The 22,396-nt window shown below is 46.3% G+C and carries 13 protein-coding genes and 2 pseudogenes; 8 read left to right on the top strand and 7 right to left on the bottom strand.

Features of this window, described 5'->3' with window-relative positions; all coding sequences use genetic code 11:
* Positions 1-8 precede the first annotated feature (8 nt).
* The 7 genes and pseudogenes from O9290_RS23225 to O9290_RS23255 all read right to left on the bottom strand — a co-directional run.
* Positions 9-131: pseudogene (locus O9290_RS23225) on the bottom strand (transposase family protein); the annotation flags it as partial.
* A gap of 249 nt (positions 132-380) precedes the next feature.
* Positions 381-2,273 (bottom strand): hypothetical protein, encoded by a 1,893-nt coding sequence (locus O9290_RS23230; RefSeq protein ID WP_288087592.1) that lies wholly within the window; start codon positions 2,271-2,273, stop codon positions 381-383.
* Between the two features lie 359 nt (positions 2,274-2,632).
* On the bottom strand, positions 2,633-5,602 hold the full coding sequence (locus O9290_RS23235) for a DUF6603 domain-containing protein (RefSeq protein WP_288057000.1): 2,970 nt from the start codon (positions 5,600-5,602) through the stop codon (positions 2,633-2,635).
* Positions 5,603-5,881: 279 nt separating this feature from the next.
* Complete coding sequence (locus O9290_RS23240; RefSeq protein WP_288057002.1) at positions 5,882-7,600, bottom strand: hypothetical protein; 1,719 nt, start codon at positions 7,598-7,600, stop codon at positions 5,882-5,884.
* 48 nt (positions 7,601-7,648) lie between these two features.
* Positions 7,649-7,843 carry a hypothetical protein gene (locus O9290_RS23245; RefSeq protein ID WP_072923865.1) on the bottom strand — a complete coding sequence of 65 codons (195 nt, stop codon included), beginning with the start codon at positions 7,841-7,843 and terminating at the stop codon, positions 7,649-7,651.
* Positions 7,836-12,388 (bottom strand): annotated as a pseudogene (locus O9290_RS23250) (hypothetical protein). The gene O9290_RS23245 and the pseudogene O9290_RS23250 overlap by 8 nt, the downstream one beginning before the upstream one ends.
* Positions 12,389-13,110: 722 nt before the next feature.
* Complete coding sequence (locus tag O9290_RS23255) at positions 13,111-14,373, bottom strand: sulfonate ABC transporter substrate-binding protein (RefSeq protein WP_288057005.1); 1,263 nt, start codon at positions 14,371-14,373, stop codon at positions 13,111-13,113.
* A gap of 240 nt (positions 14,374-14,613) precedes the next feature.
* Between O9290_RS23255 and O9290_RS23260 the strand changes: the two genes are divergently transcribed.
* The 8 genes from O9290_RS23260 (at position 14,614) to O9290_RS23295 (ending at position 22,338) form a co-directional block, all read left to right on the top strand.
* A complete protein-coding gene (locus O9290_RS23260) occupies positions 14,614-15,288 on the top strand; it encodes a cadmium resistance transporter (protein ID WP_002763668.1) in 675 nt (224 codons plus the stop codon).
* Positions 15,289-15,398: 110 nt separating this feature from the next.
* Entirely contained in the window at positions 15,399-16,472 is a 1,074-nt protein-coding gene (locus O9290_RS23265) for a sulfate ABC transporter substrate-binding protein (protein WP_288057008.1), read from the top strand.
* Positions 16,473-16,492: 20 nt separating this feature from the next.
* Positions 16,493-17,491, top strand: a complete 999-nt coding sequence (locus O9290_RS23270; protein ID WP_288057010.1) for a PstS family phosphate ABC transporter substrate-binding protein — start codon at positions 16,493-16,495, stop codon at positions 17,489-17,491.
* 20 nt (positions 17,492-17,511) lie between these two features.
* Positions 17,512-18,456 carry a phosphate ABC transporter permease subunit PstC gene (pstC, locus tag O9290_RS23275; RefSeq protein ID WP_002763664.1) on the top strand — a complete coding sequence of 315 codons (945 nt, stop codon included), beginning with the start codon at positions 17,512-17,514 and terminating at the stop codon, positions 18,454-18,456.
* Positions 18,457-18,462: 6 nt separating this feature from the next.
* Positions 18,463-19,353: a phosphate ABC transporter permease PstA gene (pstA, locus tag O9290_RS23280; RefSeq protein ID WP_002738206.1), complete on the top strand. Its 891-nt coding sequence runs from the start codon at positions 18,463-18,465 to the stop codon at positions 19,351-19,353.
* 139 nt (positions 19,354-19,492) lie between these two features.
* Positions 19,493-20,314, top strand: coding sequence for a phosphate ABC transporter ATP-binding protein PstB (pstB, locus tag O9290_RS23285; RefSeq protein ID WP_288057012.1), 822 nt, complete (start codon positions 19,493-19,495; stop codon positions 20,312-20,314).
* A 73-nt stretch (positions 20,315-20,387) separates the two neighbouring features.
* Complete coding sequence (gene cax, locus O9290_RS23290; RefSeq protein ID WP_288057014.1) at positions 20,388-21,479, top strand: calcium/proton exchanger; 1,092 nt, start codon at positions 20,388-20,390, stop codon at positions 21,477-21,479.
* A gap of 166 nt (positions 21,480-21,645) precedes the next feature.
* Positions 21,646-22,338, top strand: a complete 693-nt coding sequence (locus O9290_RS23295; RefSeq protein ID WP_002763660.1) for a cadmium resistance transporter — start codon at positions 21,646-21,648, stop codon at positions 22,336-22,338.
* The last annotated feature ends 58 nt before the right edge of the window (positions 22,339-22,396 follow it).

Raw genomic sequence — 22,396 nt, forward strand, 5'->3', positions numbered from 1 at the left:
TCTCTCTAACCTGAGTATCCTAGCATTGTTCCCAGTATTATTACTACTAATACTATCCATAAAGGGTGTCTTTTTCCTTTATCTTTCCGAAAGTCCTTGACTTGTTTTAGTTTTTCTATTAAGCTCAACATATATTTGAAAGGTTGGCGGTCACTTCTCATTTTACCTGACAGTGATCGCTTTTACTTTTGATATTCTGATGGGAGAATGAAACAGCCCTACCCGACATCGGGGGGGCAGGTGGGGTGTAGGGTTTTACCGATTTTGAGGGGGTCAATTACCTAATTTTCAGGGAAAAAGTCCTGGAATTTTCCCCCTGATCACTCCCATGCCTGGTACTTTTTGATTTCCCAAAAGTCCGAAGACATTACCCAACAACTCTAACCCCGTGCGACAAATCTAACTTTGGGGGATCCCTCAATCATGGTTGCTGCAAATTGAGCAGAAGTGAATTGGGAGGTAGATTTTAACCCTTCTTTGAGCCTGTTGGTCATTTCCTCAATATTAATTACTCCTAGATCTTGATTGCGGAAGGGAACATCTATTTTCTCGTCGGTTTGACTACCGTCGAGGTTTCGTAGTCCTTTAGTAATCTTAGTTCCTTTTTTAATCGGATCTACACCACAATTAACGGATGATGCCTTAAGAGAAAGATCAAGAGTTTTAACTTCTCCTGCAAAAAAACAGAGTAAGATATTATCTGATAGCAGATCTCTTCGGAGTATGGTTAGTTTATTCTCTGGTGCGACAAAATCGATTCCAGTTACGGGATTGACGTAACCTTCTATTTCTAAACCGGGCCAACCGGATACTACTTCTGAATTTAATAAAAAGCCAGTAATAGTTTTATCAGACTGGGTTTTGCTTCGGGGTAAACTGCGAATAACATCTAATTGTAAGTCTTCTTTCGTAACTCGTCCGACACTAAAAGCCCCATCTTGTAAGCAGTCAACCCAATAGGAATCTACCCAAAAGAAGCGCAGAGATTCGGGGGGAAGTAACCGCGCATCGGGAACCAGATAGTTAAAAGGAACGTTTTTGAGTAATTCTAAATCTTGGAACCAATTGGCGATCGCTGTTGGTATATCCCCGTTAGTTTCAGTTGTGCCTTTGAAAGGTAGGTGCAGCACTTGTTGCTTTATCTGATGTAAATCTTGAGCTTTAGAGCGTTTCCAGTTAAAAATCTCAACAGCCAAGGATTGATTTTGTAGGGTCAGCATTCGTCCTAACTGCCAAGCCATAGCGTAGGAAACATCAAACATACCCGTATTAGGATCATAACGCATCAATTGATCAGCTATAGCAACAGTATCGGTTAGCTTATCTTGGCTTTGGCCTGTACTTAAAGGGCTATGATACCAAGAAATTGTTTTATCTCCTTGTCGCAGAGCGTGGTGGAGAGGTACATAACCTAAATCTAGGTATTGCTTCGCTGGATGATTGTTTTGGGAGGGAAGTCTGAGGGTATCGGGGTCGCGATCAATTTCTTTGAGCAGGGCATCGAAATTGTGCTTACTATTAACACAGGTAAAACTCCAACTAGCAAGACTAACTAAACGGATGAAATCTTTAGGTCCTGCACCTTGATAGTCAAATTCTCCAGAATCCTTATCATAGCGTTCTTCAAGGGCGACTAAATGAACGGTACTTACTTCCCCTTTCTTGGGTAAACGGTTGCCTAAAATAGTGGCTAAAGGTTCGCTGAGAGGTTTATCGTTCTCGTTGGTTATTTGGTTAACAGACGCAAGGAGAGTCAGATCTTTTTCTGGAGGAAGAATCTTTTCTAAAATGTTTTTAGGGACATCAATTACCGTCACCACATCTTCATCATTTTGCCCCGGCTCGTATATAAATGTGGGGAATTTAGTATTACCAGAAGTTGCTTTTAGCTCCTTTAATTTAATCGTTTGTGGTTCAGGTTTTTCTGATTCCTGAAACAGAAGGAGAGCTAACCAAGGGAGATTAGAATTTGTTGATTTGATAGTACGCTCCCAAGGCAGAGTACCGCGTTTGAGGATGATATGGGGCAAGGCATTAGAATACTCGCCCAAGTTTCCCGCAGGGGGAAAAACGGCATAAATGACATCAGGAGTTAGGGGAGCAAAACGGTGGCCATCTACATAAAAGGTAAGCTCTTTACTGAATGTCTGCTCAGGTATTTTGTTGGAGCCTTCGGTTTTAACTTTTTGTTCAACCTCGACTGTGTAAGTACCACTATCTAGGGGAGGTTGGCGATGTTGGATGAATTGAACTTTAACTGTTGATGTGGACATGATTAATTGATTGTGGATTGTGGATTATGGCGATTTTGGATTTTGGATTGTGGATTGTGGATTGAGCATCCTGAAAATCTTCAAATCCTGAAAATCCTGATCAGATTTGGTATAAGAGGGGGGGAGAGGGGAGGAGTTACGGGTTTCCTCATACTCTAATAACCCAAGTTGCTAGTTATAAGCTTCGCTAGTTCGATCCCCCTAAATCCCCCTTAAAAAGGGGGACTTTGAGTCTGGTTCCCCCCTTTTCAAGGGGGGCTAGGGGGGATCGAACCTAGAAATCATAGACAAAATTTGTAACTAGCAACTTACGTTAATACCCGGTTTAAATGCGTAACTGCTTACCTCCCCTAATTGAATTACGCTTTAACCTGGGGTGCAGTGACAAAAGAATTAGCCACCGAATCGGTTAATTTAACATCATCGGCTAGATTAAAGCCGAGAGATTCGAGCAGATTGTTGCGCTTCTTCTGAGTATTGGCACTAACAATGTTGTTTTTGATGGCTGTAGTTCGAGCTTCATTGTCGGTAGAAACCCCAGAAAAAGCCGTCGTTTTTTGCCAAGCGTAAACCTCATTTATGGCGGTGGTATCGTGTTGCAATTTCTCGACATCAATAATATTGGTGCTACAGACATCTTCCTTGATTTGAGGAACAATCCGGAAACCGGAGAGGACGTCCTTGACAAATTGCTGATCGTTAGCTTCAGGGAGAAGAATTCGTTCTGAGTCTTGACCCTTGACTTTAACAACTTTAACCTTAGCATCGCCCCAAAGTGCGGTTGGCACATCTTGAGTTATGGGGATAAATCGGAACTGGTTCTGATCAACGAGTTGTGAGTTTCCTGCCTTTGTCTTCCGGGTAATTTTGATGTTGTAGCTGCTGTCGAGTTGATCCTTTTTAATGCCCATGGAACGAACGCCAAAATCGGTGTTCGCCTTTTCATCGTTAAAACGGAGAGGTTCGGTATCTTGGGTATTTTTTTGGTAAGATGCTTTCTTGCTGGGGATAGCAGAATTAACTACTAGCTCTAACTCTTTGGGATTGACGACAAAGGCGACTTCTTTGGTTGTTGCTGGTGAGAGTTGTTTGGTGACTCCTTGATTGACAACAACACTACAAACGTCTGCAGCTGTTGATGAACCTTGTGCTGTTGATTTCGCAGGGGGTAAGAAGGAACTTTGGAAACTTTCCCAATCGATAGGCTCTGGTAAGCGAGAAGATTGATCGCCAAATTCCATAGTGACTTTGACGAAGATAATTCTAAATGTGGCTGTACCGGCAAATTCTGGGCCCCACAAATGCAGTTGCACCCCTAAAGTAACTGGTCCGAGTATTCCAAAGCCGGCTTGGATTCGGATTTGTACTAGGATTTCGTAGTAGTAGGGTTTCCAAGAGATGAGGAAATGAGCCTCAGCGACAAAGTTAGCCCACAGTGTACCGAGTTTGAAATTGGCTTCTAGTCGGCCACCAGCCATGATGGCATGAGCGCACAGAGCAAAGTACATTTCTCCCTTGAGGGATAGACAATCTCCGACTTTCCATTGGAAGCCTAGACGAGGGACTGTAGGATAGTGGGCAGGTTTTGTGAATAGGGGGTGATAACCACCTAAAGTAATAACAAAATCACCGGCATGAGGGCCAGAAACCCAGAGACAGACGGCAAAGCCACCAGTTAAGCGACAATCTGGGGATAAGAGATAGCAATCTGAGGCTAATTGACCTTCTATGGAGATTACTCCTTCACTCAGAGAAAATCTGGCTCGTAGGAGCATCGTCATATTGGCAATACAGCTTGTATTTTTCGAGTCTTTTGCCGGAGTGGGAATTTCCATCTTGGCAATTCCCAACAGGTTGATCTCGAAATCTTCCCCCAAGGCGACGGTTAGCAGCGCAAAGCAGTCTAACATCTGGAAGCAGGTAAACTTGAGTCCGATGGCAACAAAGCCGGAGCCGATGGATATGGGCATATATTCATCCATCTGGCTCAGTTTTTTGGTAATCAGTTCACTATCATCGGAAAATTTCTTGTCGGTGGGTTTTACCGCTTCGGCAACTAGGGGAAAATCTCGTAACTTGTCGATGGAAGGTACTTTCAGATCGCGGTTGTAGCCGAAACCCAGAGCAAATCCCGTGATAATGAAGGAGGGATCAACTACTATAGTGACGTTAAGAACGGCATATAGAAATAGGGAGGGTTCATTGTTGTAGTAGGCATAGGCACCGATGGCGCTGACACCAAAACTTTTAAATTTGAGTCTGGCTAAACCCAGATATTCTTCATATTCATGTTTTGTGTCTTGCTTACGCAGTAAGGCCCCGCTTATTTCGATAATTGAATTTTTGTATTCTATGCCAATGCCCGATATTTTAAAGGATGGGTTTAAGTCTTCTAAGGCAATCCCGACTCCTAAATCGTCGCAAGAGAGGGTCAAACCAGCGATTTTGAGAGCAGCATCAATGACGATGCCGATTTCTGGATTGTTTGCTTTTTCCTCATATTGGAAGCCAATTTGTTTAAGTGAAAACGGTCCGAAGGTTTTGTCTATATCAAACCAAACGGCTAAGTTACTGTTGGTGACTGTTTCTTTTGCTCCACCAGGAGCTAATACTTCTTTTTCTCCTTCTGCTTGTGGACTTACTGGCAAGCTCAAAATCTTAGCAGCATCGGCTAATCCCAATTGACCTGAGAAGCTAAAACCTTTACGGACAGAGAGTTTGGCTTCGCTTTCTTGTGTACCCTCTTCTTTAGGAACTGGCATTGGGGGGATGAGTTTTTCTTCTTCGTCGTCGGGTTTGTTAGGGATTTTGTCGTTTAAAACGCGAATTTCTTTGATGGTAAAGGCTTTAGACGCGGCGACAAGTCGCAGGGATGGAACTAATTCTTTTTCACCGACTTCATCGGAGATTAAACCACGCACTACGGGAAGAGATTTTAATTGGATTTTGGTGGCGATATCTAAATCTAGGACAAACAGCCATTCTCCTTTACTTGTTTTCTGTTCTTTCCGGTAAATCACCATCAGATTTTTGAACTTGATCGATTTATCCTTGAGTCCACTTGGTAACAAGTCAGCGATGCTTGTATCTAGGGTTGCCATCAAATCATTGAGGGTGATACTGAAGGGGTCTCCTTTTTCTTTAGCTGTATAGGCGACAATGGTTTGACCTTCACTTGGTTTTTTGTCGGGTTTAGTTTCAGAGATAAACTCGATGTCTTTCCCGATAGAAATTGTTATTTTTGGACCTTTTGCCGGTGAGTCATTTGAGGTTTTTGAAAGACCTTTTTCCAGTTCTTCTTTTAATTTGGGTTCGGTGTTTGTAGTCATCGGTTTGTTGGGGGATTTGGTTGATGAGTTTTAAGAGTGAAGAATGAATTTTTGGTTCAGATTTCTGTAATTGTAATTCTCCTTGCTTCTGGATTTTGCTAATAATGAGAGGCTCGCGTCGAGGGAGCCTCTCACCTTCCCACTAAGCATAAATACTTAGTGGGAAAATAGGCTTTTCGAGGGTAATTCTTGTTTTAATTCTCCATGGTCGACAAGCTGTAAAGAACTCTTCGCTCGGACGAAGTTGGTAGAATAATAACAAAGTTAAAAGATGCGTTTTTAAGTTCTTAACTCTTCCGATCTGATGATCCAAGGTCTCTCGGACACAATTTGTATAATAATAACAAAGTTAAAAGATGCGTTTTTAAGTTCTTGACTCTTAGCATCTTTCGTCCGTACCGTAAAAAACTCCCGATAAGTGAACTCAGGATGGACTGTGCATCCTTCATCTAGTGACGTAAGCATAACAATAGCTGTCGTAACTTCTTGAACACTTTCAAATGGTACTTTAAAACTTATTTTGAAAATACCGGTGCTGATGAGTATCACGGAGCTAATCTCATCTGCGTCAACCCAACCAACATTTCTATTTTCGAGGACAGTGACTCTGCCACACAATATTCGATGAATCGATGTGCTATCACGACCCACTGCCAACCCACCAGAGATGACAACAGGCTTACCATGAGGCATTGCCACTCGTTGTTTACCTTTTACCATGAGGCTCAGGTTTTGAGAGTCCTTTAAATGTAGCCCCGTGTCATTATCACCAATTGCTAGATGGATTTTAGGAGTTGTAGTACCGATGCCGACCTTACCACTAATAACCGCATTCCCACCATTCACATGAAGTTTAGCTTGGGGATTATTAATACCGATACCAACCTGTCCCCCACTATACAAAAGTGGCGTTTTTTCGATAGGTATAACTAGCCGCCCATCGGGATAGCTACCAATGTTTTGATAGTCAATATATATACAGGCTAGTCCAGAAACACCGCTTGTTACTAAATCGCTAATTGTTAGCTCGATTCCCTGTCCTGCTGTTAATTGCTTCAGGGATGCCTGGGGTGTAAAACTCCACTGAGTGGAATTTGTCGTATGTTCTGGTGCCCAATCCTCGGGATCTTTTACGTTGATTTGAACGGCGTTTAACTGGCTAGTTGTTGCCACCAGTGCGTCTTGATGCTCCCCTTGCTCAAAGCTGACAATAAACTTTGAACTTTGGTCTAATGAGAGAATCTTTCTTTCATTATTAGACAAGGGGGAATTGATCACTTTTAATCTTAGAGTGTTTTTGGTAGTTCCATCGTTGAGAATCTTATTAGAACCTAAGACCCGGAATTGTAAGGGAATTTTTGTTTTGCTGGGATGATTGATCACAGAAATTGCGATTCTGGAGGTTATTTCATCCTCAATATCTTCCTGGTCTTCTCCCTTCCAAACTAGCTCCTTTCCACCATACAACACTTCAACATTGCTGGTTTTAACAGTGCGATTATTAGCTGTCAGGTTCAAAAAACATATCGTAATATTTGCATGCGGATCCAACCTTAGTTCTTGTTTGTGAAGAAAATATAACGCAAAAAAGTTTGGTTCATCGTCATAATTGACTTGCCACTGTCCACTCTCTGGATTTGGTTCTATCTCTATCTCATGAGGGTTAAGCCCTAAATCTTTTTCAAAGTGGAGGTGAAAATGGCAGTTTGTCGCACTAGCTGTTTCATCCCACACTGATCCTGTAGGGGGATTCTCGGAGCCTTTGGGGTCTTTAAATGTAACTACCTTGCCGCTGTCATTAAACACCTTTAAATATAACTTTAAGGGAGCATCACTATCTTTTAAATAGATGGTGTTAATAATTTCAGGGTTGTTTTCGTCTCCGTAATAAAACTGAAATTTCAAAGGCTCTTGGCTTAAAAGTCCGGCCAAACCAATGGCTTTGCGTTTGATGGCTCCTTCGGCTTGACGACTTTCTTCGGGAACTCTGTTAAGCATGATCATTACTCCTGGGAAAAAAAAGAAATTGATGTATGTGGTTGAGCTTTATTCGCTGACGGTTTGGACTTCTTGAGTCCATGAATCGGTTGATTCAGGTTGCTCTAATTGGGATTCTCCTTGTCTCTGGATTTTGCCAATCAGTTGATAGACTTGGCGGTAAGGCATGGTACCCAAAGCTTCTAAAACTTGGTTGACTTCCCCCAAAGTTAATTCGAGGGAAATTTGTTTGTTTTCATTCATTAGTTTCTGTTTTTCTGGTTAATTTTAGCCAGCCATCATAGATTTTTTGTGGACTGGAGTAAACGGACTGAGAATCAAAGGGAACTAGGGGACGATTTGACCAGACAGTACCATCTTTTCCTAACCAAGACCATTCATAATTGGGTACTTCGGGAAGGGAAAGCTTGATCTGATCAAGATCATTGATTGGGTTAAGATCACTCAGAAGTGGTGCCGCTAAAAAGGTAACTTCCATCGCTTGTAAAGCAGGTACATACTGTTCCGGCGGAATAGAAATACTCTTAGCAGGAAGTAGGCCACAAGTCGCGTTAACTTGTCCACGAGGGTCGATTAACATCACTAGAGTTTGGGCTGTATTTTCCTCTAAGGTTTGCTCCAGATTCAAGGGAGTGTCAGGGGTGAGATCTTCTTCATTCTCAAACAGGGTTTTGATCTTTTCGTGGGGAACATAGCAACTTTGGGGAGCATAAAAAACGCTGTCTTTGTAAGTACCATCATCGGCTTTTTCTACCCAGTAGCCCACCAAACTATCATTAAACTGCCGATATTCACCAATACGGATGGGGAATTTGACCTTTTCAAAAGCTTGTGTGGTTCGGAATTTATTGTAGAAAAGATCGTTAGAGAAGGATATCCTGTTCTGGCTAACGGCGGGTATGCCTTGGATATCTAAATTGATGCGGGCTCGTACTAGAGCTAAAGGTCGCGACACTAGCAAGGAGATGGCTTTATGTTGAGCAAATCCTTCGGGGTCAATGGTTTCTAAGGCTGCATTGACAGTGGTGAGGAAATCAGTGATAAATGCCGGTCCTTGATCTCTCAGATACCAGACCATTTGCTTGAGATAGAGGTTAGTCCGAGCAATAATGTCCTCAATTTCCTTCTCACTGTAATCATGTCCCGGAACAGAGCGCAATGTAGCGGTGCGGTCAATCATGACTAGAGCCTTGCCCTCATGATCATAAATAGTCAGGCTGTTATCTAAGTTGTTGGGCAAAACCCAGCCACAGATTGGTTTGGTGGCGAGGGTATCATTCATTTCCTGATCTGGTTTACTGCTTTTACTGCGGCGAGTCTGCTGTGGTTGAGTGGCCGATAGCCAGCGAAAATTCAAGCGGGCGGGTTGGGCTAAACGGGGTGGCAGGTAGATGGGATGGGATGATAATACGTTAGTAAGAGTTGGTGGCAGTGTTAGGGGTTGGCTAGTGACAATCTCACGGCTATTGTTAGTGTCAAGCACGACATTAACCTGTCCAAAGGTATCCACAAGTCGCAAATCAGTAATTTTTAATCCTCCTAGACGAATGGGACTAAAATCGAATCCAATTAAAGGCGATCGCAAAAGACTGTCCGGTACGAGAAGAGAGCTAAGTGTTAAAGTGTTCTGCACGTTTTCCGGGAAGTCTTTTACTCCTTTAGTTGTTGTAGTTGTTGGAACTCGTTTAGTTGTTGGAAGTAGATTATCCTTGACAGCTAACTGAATTGTCCGATTATAGGTGAGTAGCGCATCACTAAAGCCGCCGAGACTCTGGGCGAGACAGCCGTTAAGAGATTGCAGTTGTTGATAGGCCCGCAGCGCCGTAAAAAAAGGATCACTAGCTGTGGGGTTTTTCTGGTCATACCACCCCTTGACAGCGTTAAAATTCTTGACCAGGTAGTCCTCGGTTTGGTCGTCTGGGGATATATTTTGTTCTTGGTAATAGTCGGGCAATAAATACTTAGTCAAGTAATCTATAAGATTGTCCTTGAGCAACATACTAGCCGAGGAAGAGAGAAAACTAGCTCCCCTGTAAAGGTCGGGATAATTAGCAAAATGATTCGCACTTGCATCCGTCGGGGTGATTTCAAGTCCATCGACCCGCAATTGATATTTATCTTTGAAGATGTTAGTGTCGTAGTTTACACTTGGGGTGTATTTATCGTCGTCGTTCTTGGTTTGTTGACTCTTGTGTTCTAGTCCTTTCAATTGCACTTGCCATTCCAACAGGAAGGGGTTCCAAGGCTGATTTGCCCATTGACGGAAGCCAATTTTTTCTGTGGGGTTGTTGCCAAACTCCCTGAGAAATTGGACAAAAATATTTAAGGTGTTGTCAGGTAAGCTCTGCAAGTCAATGGACTGAGTTAATAATTGACATTGCAGCAAACCATCTGTCCTCAAACGCTCGTCGTCACGGTTGCGAGTCGGTTTAGCGACTTCCCCAGTCATTAAAACTACGGGATCATTTGGCTGCCAATAGCGAGGCCCTGGAACTATTTTGATGGTGTAAGATGGTCGGAACAAACCGATTTTGTCTTGGTAATCCCGGTCAATTGCGGTCGGAGATAGGGGTTTTTTGTGGAAGCTAACGCTGGCGATGCGTCCCCGTAAACGATGGCTACCGGAAGAGTTAGACATTAAATAGACGGTGCCACTAAAGGGGTTATTAGCCTCTAAGTGGAGGAAAACCCACCGATTCTTAGGAATTGCTGTCCAGTTAATCGGTTTGTTTACCTGTTGTCCGTTAATGTAAATTTTGTCAAAAGTGCTGCTAATTCCATTAGTAGAATTAACATAAAGGCTGGTGCTTTCTACCTCTAAAAGGGAACCCTGAACTCCCTCTGGTATGTTTACCCACATTGAGATGGACTGGATATTTCCTAAATTAGAGATTTCATAATTCTGATTGCCCTCGAAAGATAAACACTTCATGGCAATATCGTCATCCACTAAGGTAGAATCGCCAGTGACTTGGACTGATTTTTTGGGAGCAATTAAACGGGATTCTTTGTTAAACTGCTGCACTTCAGCAATTAGTGTGTTAATCGACTGCGCCAGTTGGCTTGCTTTTGAATTACTGTCAAAAGGGTAATTTGGAAATCTTGGAAGATTATTAGAGACAGAGGCACTGACAATTTGATTTTGATCCTGTTCATTTTTTAGTACCTTCAAAACTCCAGCAGCTTTGATGGCATTCTCTAAGGCTTTTACTCCATATTGATTGTTATCCGCAGTGTCCTTAAGGAACGTTTGAACTAGATTACTGTCGCTTGTTTTGTTGATAAAATTAACTGCGCTTGTTCCCAGTGTTTGTATTTTGCTTCTATCTATAGCGGTGTGCAGTCGTATGAGGTACAGTGTCACGAGCTATAAACCATGCTAGGCAAAGCTTGGTTTGTATCTCACTCAAGCGCTTACCGCTATAGCAATCTTTCATCTGGATTGACAAGAACATAAGTGGCCAGCATATACTTATACCAATCAGCATAGACTTGTTCTCGAATTGAGCCAACTTTTGCTAATTGTTGGTCGTATTCACGCTGTGCTTCGTTAACTTTACTGATGCGATCACTGATGTTGGCGGATAATGTCACCTGCATTATTCCCTCGCCTTGCACGGCATTTGCTGGGTTGGCACTTCCCGACTGGGAAATTTTGGGATCAGATTCCGGCACTACCTGCCATGATATCTCTTTACATTGGCCAGTAAAGCTGTCCTCGTGTAGTCCTTGTCGAAACTTGGGTCCAAAGTCGAGATTTTGCTGTACTAAACGCCCACTCATTTGTATGGCTTCTAGCTGCTCCTCAATCGTTTTGCGATTTTCTGTATTTGTTGTGTCCAGTTGACGAGCTACATAAGCTGCTATGGCTTCTTCTTGGTTGTTTCCTACGGCGATCGTTCCTTGGAATTTAATCGCTTGTGGGTTAGTTACAGAAGCACCAGGCGCAAAACTTAGGGAAGCATGACAGAGAAGACGATCGGGGAAACTTTCGTTATTGCCTATTTCTACTGTCCAGCCAGCTTTACTTTGCAGAGTGTCTAAAAGGCTTAAAGGATCTCTGTCTGGGTACTGTTCTTTGATAAATTTGTCAAGATAATCATTTTCGCCGTCGCTATACCAGCCAATGACATCATATCGTAGGTCTTTGGGCGGGGTTGTGTTGGTGGTGAAGTCCTCATCATGAAAACCGAACACACTACGACAGTTAGGATAAAAACCAGCAAAGGCAATTTTTTCGTTGTCTAAGCCATCAACTGTGGCGAAGGGTCCAATAGCGGACAATTCCTGAATATATTGGGCATTTGTTGGCCTTAAGCGCCATGCTCCCAATTCTAATTTACGCCCCAGAAAACGATAGGGTTGATACTCATTGGTGACCGGATCATGGAGGATATTAATTGTATCTTCTGGTGTAGCACCTTCAGGATACAGATAATCACTTTCTACAACCCATTTTTTTTCTGCTATATTGCTCCCACGTCGTATAATTAACCAGCGATTAGGTACAAGGGGAAATGTAATGCCTTGTTCTCCATCTCTTGCTATACCGTTAGTCAGCGCATCTGGTAAAGACCAGTGTAGGTGAATGCCTGCTTTTAAGGTCAATTGGGGTTGTGTAAAGGGAACCGTTAATACAGTTTCGCTAATATAAGCACTACCGCGATTTACTAATTGGCTATTTTTATAGTAGGGGAGCTTACTATAATCAGTCATTTCCTCCAGTACATTTGTCTTGGTGGGGAGGTAGAGGGCATCAAGGTAAACTGGGACTAGAAGTGTGGTCATAACTGTAGTATGTAGGGATGAATGAAGCAGAAACCTAAATCGTCAGTTTTGGGAATTTTCGCTGTTCCACTGGAGAGAGGTTGGCAAATGCGCCCAACTCACTTGCAGAAGCTTTAAGATTCGTTTTTTTTCTTATTTTTTGAATGGTAAGGACTCTTGATTTCTTTGTCAACACTTGTGGTATTATTTTTCGTAAATTTTTCGTAATATTTTGTTATAGTTTCGTTATAACTTTTAGGATTATAGTCATTTCAATTAAGATTGAGAATATCAATCCCAGAGTTCATAAGGATTTTGTCGGTCTAGACTGTATCAGACTTAAGTAGGGTTTGCTGAAAAAGCTTTTCCTAGGGGCAGGGTGTGGGGTGTGGGGTGTGGGGTTTCATGCTTCAAACCAACCTACGTTCATCTTATATTTAATTCCACCCACCCACTTATCTGAAATGACTATAAGCGAACAGTGAATAGAGTAAAGTCAATGTTTACAGGAAGTTCTAAAAAGCCAAAATCTAATCAGTATTTGAGGATTTTCAGGATTCTCAATCCAAAATCTAAAATCCAAAAACAATTCAAATTTGTCGATGCTTTAAATTCCGCTGCTAGATAAGGACAGGCGCTCATGCAAAAGGGAGAATAATAATGATAATATCCACTAGAAACCCGATCATCGGCTATTTGGTAGCGGCATAAATCCAACCGATGCCCAAAATATTACTGTCCGGTTAATAGGTCCAATTTTGTTTCGTCTGTAGGGTGTAGGTTCCGTCGCGCACATTGACCCGATGGGGGATCAGCTTCAGGTCTCGGAAGATATGAGCTTGGTGTTGTAGGGCTGCCAGAGAGCGATCATCGATCGGGATAATGGCACGTTCAGAGGCCCGTTGTTCGAGATTAGTCACGATCGCCGGATCGATCTCGTGGTGGGCTGCCAAGCGTCTCGTCGCCTCTAACTCCTGTTGTTTCGCCCAGGCACCCGCCTCGTTCACCTCTTCTAAAATCACCTTCAGTACATCGGGATAATCCCGCACCAATTCGGGAACCGCATAATAATAGGTCGGCACTTCTAGAGAGGCGTTTTCCCCGAAGATGCTCTCCAAATCGGCCAACGATCTTCCCGGATAGGTGCGCGTCTCGGTGGGGGAATAGGGAACCCAGACCACCCAAGCGTCGATCTCACCGCGACGAAAAAGCACCAGTGCTTCCGGTTGAGTCGCATACACCGGTTCGATATCGCTTAATTCTAGATTCACTCTCATCAGTGCGCGGATGAGGACATAATGGGCGCTCGAACCCCGATCGAAGGCGATTCTTTTTCCTTTTAAATCCGCCAACGTCTCTATTGGCGAATCCTCAGGCACGAGAATCGCCTGACCTTTCGGGGCGGTATATTTTTCCTTGGCTACCCGGACGAAGACGTGTTCGGCTGCTTGCGAGAAAATACTCGCCGTACCGCCACCACCGCAGAAGTCGATCGTTCCGTTGCTCAAGGCCTCGATCAGAGAGGAAGCCGCCAGAAAACTCGTCCACGTTACCGTCACCCCAAAGGGTTTTAAGCGTCTTTCCAGAAAGGCCTGGGCGCGGAGAACTTCCAGATTGGTCATACCCTCGGGATAGCCGATCTTGAGGGTTCCTAACCGCCGCGCTTGTTTGGCGAGAGGAGTGATATCGGAGGGGGTCGAGCGCTTGAACCAGCGATCGATCGCGATACAGAAGAGAATTCCAGCGATAAATAATCCCACGGTTTCCAATAGCCGGGGAGTCGTATTTCGGGGGAATTTAAAGCTATCGACGAGGTTCAGAATCAGGTTATCGGATCGAGAATTTTGACCGACGGCGATCTCGCGTAGCGAGCGCTTTGCGTTCGTGTCGGAAAATCCAGCCAGGAGAAAGCTCCCGACGAGGCTGGTCACAAAAAGCACTGCGGGAAGAACTGCCCGCCAATTTCGCCACGGTTTCCAGAGACACTTGATCGAACGGTGGAGCATGGGATTTCTCGCAGAAAACAAGATTTATGATCGGGAAAGGAGACAAGAAGGAAGGGTTTCCCAACTTGATCCCTTCGACTTGGCTCAGGGCAAGCGGGAGAGGTTCCATTAGTTTTATCTACATACTATAAAAATCCACGACTCCTCGATTGTGTAACAAAGTACATTTATAAATGTATTGAAAATGATATAGTTTTAAAGTGAAATTGCGCCCGCATTTGAGAGATCGAGGTGGTATGGATGGATTGGTTGATCGAAATCGTCAAAATCGCGGTGGCCACCGGCATAGCCACCACCTTCGACGACAATATTTATCTAACCGGCTTCTTTAGCGAGGTAAATCGTACCTTTCGCCCGGTTCACGTTGTCGTCGGCGAGCTAGTCGGGTTTACGGCCTTAGTATCGGTGAGCTTGCTGGGTTTTCTACTCGGCTTAATCATCCCGCCGATTTATATCGGTCTTCTCGGAATCTTGCCAATCCTCATCGGTGTGAGAAATTTACTGACGTTAAATCGCGATAACGAGAGGGAAACCGCAGATCGCAAGGTGAATTTGCGAAGAAACGCCCGATTTCACGGATTCGCCTCCCGCAGACTATCCCTCGGTCAAGTCTTCAGCGATCGCCAAACCTATAAAGTTTCCGCGGTCACGATATCCAATGGCGGCAATAATCTCGGTATCTATATTCCCCTATTCGCCAATAGTACCGTGGCGCAGTTAGCCGTAATCATCCCGATCTGCTATCTAATCGTTTGTACTTGGTTATTTCTCTCCTATAATCTAACCCGCCAACCGGGGATCGCGGTTGTCCTCAGCCGTTATGCGAGTAAGCTTTTCCCCTTTGTGCTGATGTGGTTGGGCCTACGGATTATTCTCGATAACGGCTCCTATCGCCTGTTGATTCCCATCGGCTAAATTAGACCCCCCGTAAAAATCGCCAATCTCCGGCTCCCACGGGAGTCAAAATTCAGGAAGAGAGAAGAAAAAATTAGTTGGTTTAGAGCAACCTTATCGAGAAAATCCCGATGAATGTATCACTGTTGCCAATTCGATCGCTGTTTCGTCGCTTTCGTTCCTTATCGGGGAGGAGCTTCCTTTCCTTCCTGTTAGTGGGACTGTTGGCAAGTATTGCCCTCGCCTCCTGCGGGGGGATCGGCTCAAAACCGGAGGTGAAACTGAATCTCGTTTCCTTCTCGGTCACAAAAGCCGCCCACGACCAGATTATCCCGAAATTCGTCGAGAAATGGCGGAAAGAGCATAACCAAAAAGTCATTTTCCAGCGGAGTTACGGCGGTTCCCTGGCCCAGGCCGATGACGTGATCGCAGGGAAACAAGAGGCGGACGTGGTACATCTGGCCCTTCCCCTCGACGTGATGCGGATATCTCAAGCCGGCCTGATTAATCGCGGTTGGGAAGATCGGGTGCCGCGGCGGGGGGTGGTGAGTCACTCGGTGGCGGCGATCGTGACGCGGGCGGGAAATCCGAAAAAGATTCAATCTTGGGCGGATCTGGCTAGAGAGGACGTTACGGTTCTATCCGCCGATCCGAAAACTTCCGGGATCGCTATTTGGCAGTTATTAGCCCTCTGGGGTTCGGTGACGCAAACGGGGGGCGAACCGCAACAGGCATGGGATTTTGTCCGCCTGGTCTATCAAAAGATTCCCACCCTAGCCAGGGACGCGCGGGAAGCCAGCAATGCCTTTTTCCAAGAAGGAAAGGGGGATGTTTTAGTCACCTACGAAAACGAGGTAATTCTAGCGGCAAGAAATCAACCCGATACCAATTACTTAGTCCCCCCGGTCAATATCTCGATCGATAATCCCGTGGCGGTGGTGGATAGAAATGTCGATAAACACGGCACGCGAGAGGTGGCCGAGGCCTTTGTGAATTTCCTCTATTCCGAGCCGGCACAACAGGAATTGGCCAAATTAGGCTATCGCTCGGTCAATCCCTTCGTGGCCAAGGATGAAGGATTACAATTCCCGCCGATCAAGACCCTTTTCAACGCCCAAGATCTCGGGGGTTGGACGTTGATCGAAAAGGAATTTCTGGCCAATAACGGCATCTTCGAGCAGATTAAAAACCAGTCGGCTTCTTAACATTTTTCCCGCTTTAATCTATGAAATTCTCTCATTATTTTTTCCTAATCTCCCTTCTGATTGCGAGTAATTTGATCGCCGGTTGCGGTCGCCCGGCCGACTCGGCCGAGAAACAACCACCAGTCTCGATCGACGGTGGTGCGGTGGGTTTCGCCCTCTCCCTCGCCGTTGCCGAAGAATATCAGAGAATCCATCCCGAAGCGCGGGTAAGCGTCGCCACCAGTGGAACCGGGGGCGGTTTTAGTAAGTTCTGCGCTGGAAATCTCGACATTGCCGGGGCATCGCGGGTGATCCGGAAAGAAGAGATCGAGAAATGTCGGGAAAACGGCGTGGAATTTCTGGAATTACCGATGGCGATCGACGGATTGGCGGTGATCGTCAATAAAAAAAATCAATTCGCCAAGTGTTTAACGATTAAAGAACTCGATCAAATGTGGAACACGAAAGCGGAGGGTAGGATTACCAGTTGGAAACAGATTAATCCCAAATTTCCCGACGAGAGATTATTACTTTTCGCCCCGCCTTCCGATACGGGAACCTTCGATTATTTCACCCAAGCGATTACGGGAAAACGGAGAAATAGCCGTACCGATTTCACCCCGAACCGCAATCAAAACGCGCTCGTGCAGGGGGTGATCGGCAATCCATCCGCGCTTGCCTATTTAGGCATCTCTTTCTATATGCAGAACCAAGATCGATTGAACTTGGTGGCGATCGAAAATAATGAAGGAAAATGCGTCAAACCGGTCCCCATCGATAACGTTCTCCGCAATGTCTATAATCCCCTTTCCCGTCCCCTGTTTATCTACGTCAACAAGAATAATTTAAAAACGAATCCATCCCTGGAAACATTCGTGCGCTTCTATTTAGAAAATTCCTGGAAATGGGTCGATGGCGTGGGTTACGTCGCTTTACCTGATGAGGCCTACGTCAAAACCCTGCGGAAATTCGAGCGCAGGGAAACGGGATCGAAATTCGGCAAAGCTAAACCGGGAGAACCGATCACGAACTTTATCTAAAAAAGGAATTTTGTCAAACCATGACCTTAACCCCGAGTTCTTTCGATAATTCTTTTTTGCCGGCAGATAATTCGCTCCTCAAGCGCCCCGGCGACGATATTCAAGAGAAGATAATCGCGCTGATTCTCTTCGCTTGCGCTTTCGTTTCCGTGGCGACGACAATCGGCATCGTGGCGATTATTTTTAGTGAAACCTGGGGATTTTTTCAAGAGGTATCTTTCGCCCAATTCTTTCTCGATACCCGTTGGACTCCACTGTTCGCCACCCCTCATTTCGGCATCTGGCCGCTGATTAACGGGACATTTTTAACCACGGCCATCGCTATGTCCGTCGCGGTTCCTTTAGGCCTATCTTCCGCGATCTACCTCGCCGAATACGCAAAACCGAACCTAGCGGCGATTTTACGCCCTGCGGTGGAACTTCTCGCCGGGATTCCCACGGTGGTGTACGGGTACTTCGCCCTACTGGTGGTCACGCCCACTTTGCGGAATCTTTTCCCCGTCGAGATTTTTAACGCCCTCAGCGCCGGGTTAATGATGGGAATCATGATCACTCCCACGGTGGGATCGATTAGTTTAGACGCGATCCGAGCGGTTCCCCGTTCCCTGCGCGAGGGTTCCTACGCCCTAGGAATTACCAAGCTGGAAACGATTTTTAAAGTGGTTCTCCCCGCCGCCCTCTCCGGGATCATGGCCTCGATTATTCTGGGAATGTCGCGGGCGGTGGGGGAAACGATGACGGTGTTGATCGCCGCCGGCTCGCAACCCCGGCTTACCCTCAATCCCTTCGAGTCGATCGCCACGATGACCGCTTTTATGGCCGAGATTTCCGGGGGAGATGCGCCCCGGGGCAGTCTCAGTTTTAAAACCCTCTACGCGGTCGGCGCGGTGCTTTTTCTGATCACGCTGGTGCTGAATCTAGCCAGTTACTGGATATCCCACCGTTTTAAAGAAAAATACGATTGATTTCCCATGGTTAAATCCTCTGTCAAATCCGATACCGTTGAATTTATCGACCATCTCGAACGCCGCGAGGCGATCGGCAAATTCTGCGAGTATCTTTTCCTCTTCGGTTTACTGATCGGTTTGTTCGTTCTGGCGCTGTTGGTGTTGAATATCGCCCACGATGGACTCGGACGACTCTTAACCCCCGGATTCCTCACGGAAACGCCTTCCCGTTTCCCGGAAAGGGGCGGTATCCGTCCGGCGATCATCGGTAGTTTCTATCTGGGAATTATCGTGCTTCTCGTGGCGGTCCCGATCGGGGTCGGGTCGGCTTTGTATCTAGAGGAATACGCCCCGAAAACTTGGTGGACGGCACTGATCGAGGTGAATATCGGCAATCTGGCCGGGGTTCCCTCGATCGTCTACGGCTTATTAGGATTAGCGGTTTTTAACTATCTGCTCAATTTTGGCCCGACGCTGATTTCCGGCGCGTTAACCCTTGCGCTTCTCTCGCTGCCGGTGATTATCGTCACGGCGCGGGAGGCGATCCGGGCGGTTCCCGATTCCCTACGCCAAGCCTCCTACGGTCTAGGCAGTACCAAATGGCAGACGATCCAACACCATGTTTTACCCTACGCGGTGCCGGGGATTCTCACGGGGGTGATTATCTCCGTGTCGCGGGCGATCGGGGACGCGGCTTCCTTAATGGTCGTCGGCGCGGTTAGTTTCCTCACTTTCGATCCTGGTTTATTCCAACGCTTTATGGCACTACCGATTCAAATTTTCAGCTATATCACCCGTCCCGAACCCGGTTTTGCCAATGCGGCGGCGGCCGCGATTATCGTTCTGATCCTGTTAATTCTCGCCCTCAACGCCATCGCCATCTATCTACGTCAACGTTATTCGACACTGAATTAGGGAAGGCAGCGGGCAAGGGGGTAGATACATAACCTTCCCTACTCCTGCACTCCCCACTTCTCCAGTACGGGAGGGTTTGCAAACCCTCCCCTCTAAAAAAACCATCGATCTTTAATAAACGATCAGGAGAATTTTTGCCATGACTACCCACCTTAACCCAGATCACAGTGTTTTCGACGCAGAAGGAGTCAAAGTTTTTTATAACGGGTTTCTCGCTCTTCTGGACGTTCATATTAAAATTCCCGCACGAAAAATCATCGCCTTTATCGGGCCGTCCGGTTGCGGGAAAAGTACCCTCTTGCGCTGCTTTAACCGAATGAACGATCTGATCCCCGGCGCCAAGGTGGAGGGAAAATTACTCTACCGAAATCAGAATATTTACGATTCGCAGGTCAACGCAGTCAAGTTACGGCGACAGGTGGGCATGGTTTTCCAACGTCCGAACCCTTTTCCCAAGAGCATTTACGAGAATATCGCCTACGCACCCCGAACCAACGGTTATCAGGGAAATCTTGAGGAATTGGTCGAGTATTCCCTGCGGCAGGCGGCGATCTGGGAGGAAGTAAAGGACAAACTGAAAGAAAAAGGAACGGCACTATCGGGGGGACAACAACAGCGTCTCTGTATCGCCCGTGCGATCTCGCGTAGCGAGCGCGTTGCGACCGCTATGAAGCCAGATGTTTTATTGATGGATGAACCCTGTTCGGCCCTCGATCCCATCTCTACCCGTCAGGTGGAGGAATTGTGCCTACAACTGAAGGAAAGTTACACGATCGTCACCGTCACCCACAATATGCAGCAGGCATCGCGGATCGCCGACTGGACGGCGTTTTTTAACACCGAAACCGATCGGTCCGGGAAACGCCGGGGGAAATTAGTCGAATTCAGCCCCACGGAAGTTATGTTCGGTAATCCGCAAACCGACGAGGCCCGCGAGTATATTAGCGGGCGATTCGGGTAATCGAAACAGTAAAGAAGGCTGATAGTCTCTTTTTCAAAACCGTGCGCGGTTTAATCCCGAAACACCCCTTGGTATGAATATAAAAAACTGGATTTTCGCCATTTTGTTGGTTTTTGTCCCGATCTCGATCGCCTGGAATTTCCTGCGTTGGGACGTGACGATCGTTTTCCTGAGTGCCTGTCTAGCGATTGTTCCCCTGGCCGCTTACATGGGAAAAGCGACCGAGGAAATCGCCGTCGTGGTCGGTCCCAATCTCGGCGGTTTATTGAACGCCACCTTCGGCAACGCTACCGAATTAATTCTCGCCTACGCCGCCCTCGAAGAAGGTTTGATCGAGGTGGTGAAAGCGACGATTACTGGTTCAATTATCGGGAATCTGCTGCTGGTAACGGGCTTGTCGATGTTTTTCGGCGGCTTACGCTATAAAGAACAGAAATTCCAGCCCGTGACCGCCCGTTTAAATTCCTCGTCGATGAATCTCGCCGTGGCAGCGATCCTCCTACCCACGACCGTTCAATACACCTCCGCCGCAATCGAGGAGAGCGTCCTACAGCGTCTCTCGGTAACGGTGGCGGCGGTATTAATTTTTGTGTATTGCCTGAGTCTGCTGTTTTCGATGAAGACCCATACCTATCTTTACGAGGTGGGGGACGCAGATCTCGATCAAGAGTCGGGGGAAGCGGTAAGCGTAAAAAAGCCGAATCTCTGGCTCTGGGTGGGGATATTACTGCTCGTGACGCTCGGTGTGGCGGTCGAATCGGAATTGTTAGTTAATACCCTAGAGGAAGCCACGCATAAATTAGGATTAACGACCCTTTTCACGGGGGTGATCCTGCTGCCAATTATCGGCAACGCGGCCGAACACGCCACCGCGGTTAGGGTCGCCTTAAAAGACAAAATGGATCTGGCGGTTTCCGTGACGGTGGGTTCGAGTCTGCAAATCGCACTTTTTGTCGCGCCGGTTCTCGTAATCGCGGGTTATTTCCTCGGTCAGCCGATGGCTCTCGATTTTGATCCGTTTGAATTGGTCGCCGTCGCCGTCGCGGTGTGGCTGACTAACTCGATCAGTAACGACGGTCGCTCGAACTGGCTAGAGGGTATATTACTCGTCGCGACCTACGCGGTGATCGCCCTCGCTTTCTTTTTCCATCCCGCAGCGGCCTAGGGCGATCGGTCGTGCGAAATACAGTTTCTCGATCGGGATAGGTAGTAAAATTCTCCCGTTCCAGAACCTTTGAAGGAAAAGCCGAACGCCGAATATTTCGGTTTCCCCTGTCACGGTGAAGGTATAAAGAACGGACGAACCCGACGGCCATCTTAAGGAAAAAACCATGATCGAGATTGTGATCGCGATATCCACTGGTGTAGCGGCATTCGTCGCCACCAACCTCGACGATATATTGATCCTGACGATTCTCTTCAGCCAAACGGGAAAACTCTTCCGTCATCGCGATATCGTGATCGGTCAGTATATCGGCTTTAGTCTGCTTGTTATTGCCAGTTTAGCGGGGTTTTTCGGGTGTTTTCTCATCCCTACTCAATGGATTCGCTATCTAGGCCTCGTTCCTGTGATTCTCGGCATCTTTTCCCTTCTCAAAGAAGAGGAGAAGGAGGAAGAGCCGGAGAATGTCGAAGTCAACCTAGAGGGTGCGAAACATTCCCCCTTCGGTCGTTGGTTTGACCCGCGCACCTATAGCGTGGCTGCGTTGACCGTCGCCAACGGCAGCGATAATATCGGCATTTACGTTCCCCTTTTCGCCAGTAGTAGCGTAACAAGTCTGATCGTTATCGTCAGCGTGTTTTTGATTCTGGTGGGGGTTTGGTGTGCGTTCGCCTACGGGTTGACCAGCGTGCCGACCATCGCCACTATTCTAACCAGTCAGGGAAGTACCTTCGTTCCCTGTGTGCTGATCGGTCTGGGTATTTTTATCGTCAAAGAAAGTATTTCCCTCGCGTTTTTGGCCTTAGCAATTAGCTATCTCTGGGCGATCGTCGGTCGCAGTAAGGAACTGGCAAAAAAATAAAGTACCATTTATTTTCAAGGCAGAATCATCACATCCCAAGAGGGTAATTAGGGCTTGC

The sequence above is a fragment of the Microcystis sp. LE19-41.2A genome, assembly GCF_027530405.1.
Taxonomy (GTDB): domain Bacteria; phylum Cyanobacteriota; class Cyanobacteriia; order Cyanobacteriales; family Microcystaceae; genus Microcystis; species Microcystis aeruginosa.

What these genes read in the sequence shown, in the direction of transcription:
- O9290_RS23245 (WP_072923865.1), bottom strand. Translation starts at nt 7,843, where the DNA reads ATGAATGAAAACAAACAAATTTCCCTCGAATTAACTTTGGGGGAAGTC.
- O9290_RS23295 (WP_002763660.1), top strand. Translation starts at nt 21,646, where the DNA reads ATGATCGAGATTGTGATCGCGATATCCACTGGTGTAGCGGCATTCGTC.
- pstA (WP_002738206.1), top strand. Translation starts at nt 18,463, where the DNA reads ATGGTTAAATCCTCTGTCAAATCCGATACCGTTGAATTTATCGACCAT.
- pstC (WP_002763664.1), top strand. Translation starts at nt 17,512, where the DNA reads ATGACCTTAACCCCGAGTTCTTTCGATAATTCTTTTTTGCCGGCAGAT.
- O9290_RS23235 (WP_288057000.1), bottom strand. Translation starts at nt 5,602, where the DNA reads ATGACTACAAACACCGAACCCAAATTAAAAGAAGAACTGGAAAAAGGT.
- cax (WP_288057014.1), top strand. Translation starts at nt 20,388, where the DNA reads ATGAATATAAAAAACTGGATTTTCGCCATTTTGTTGGTTTTTGTCCCG.
- O9290_RS23270 (WP_288057010.1), top strand. Translation starts at nt 16,493, where the DNA reads ATGAAATTCTCTCATTATTTTTTCCTAATCTCCCTTCTGATTGCGAGT.
- O9290_RS23240 (WP_288057002.1), bottom strand. Translation starts at nt 7,600, where the DNA reads ATGCTTAACAGAGTTCCCGAAGAAAGTCGTCAAGCCGAAGGAGCCATC.
- O9290_RS23265 (WP_288057008.1), top strand. Translation starts at nt 15,399, where the DNA reads ATGAATGTATCACTGTTGCCAATTCGATCGCTGTTTCGTCGCTTTCGT.
- O9290_RS23230 (WP_288087592.1), bottom strand. Translation starts at nt 2,273, where the DNA reads ATGTCCACATCAACAGTTAAAGTTCAATTCATCCAACATCGCCAACCT.
- pstB (WP_288057012.1), top strand. Translation starts at nt 19,493, where the DNA reads ATGACTACCCACCTTAACCCAGATCACAGTGTTTTCGACGCAGAAGGA.
- O9290_RS23260 (WP_002763668.1), top strand. Translation starts at nt 14,614, where the DNA reads ATGGATTGGTTGATCGAAATCGTCAAAATCGCGGTGGCCACCGGCATA.
- O9290_RS23255 (WP_288057005.1), bottom strand. Translation starts at nt 14,373, where the DNA reads ATGCTCCACCGTTCGATCAAGTGTCTCTGGAAACCGTGGCGAAATTGG.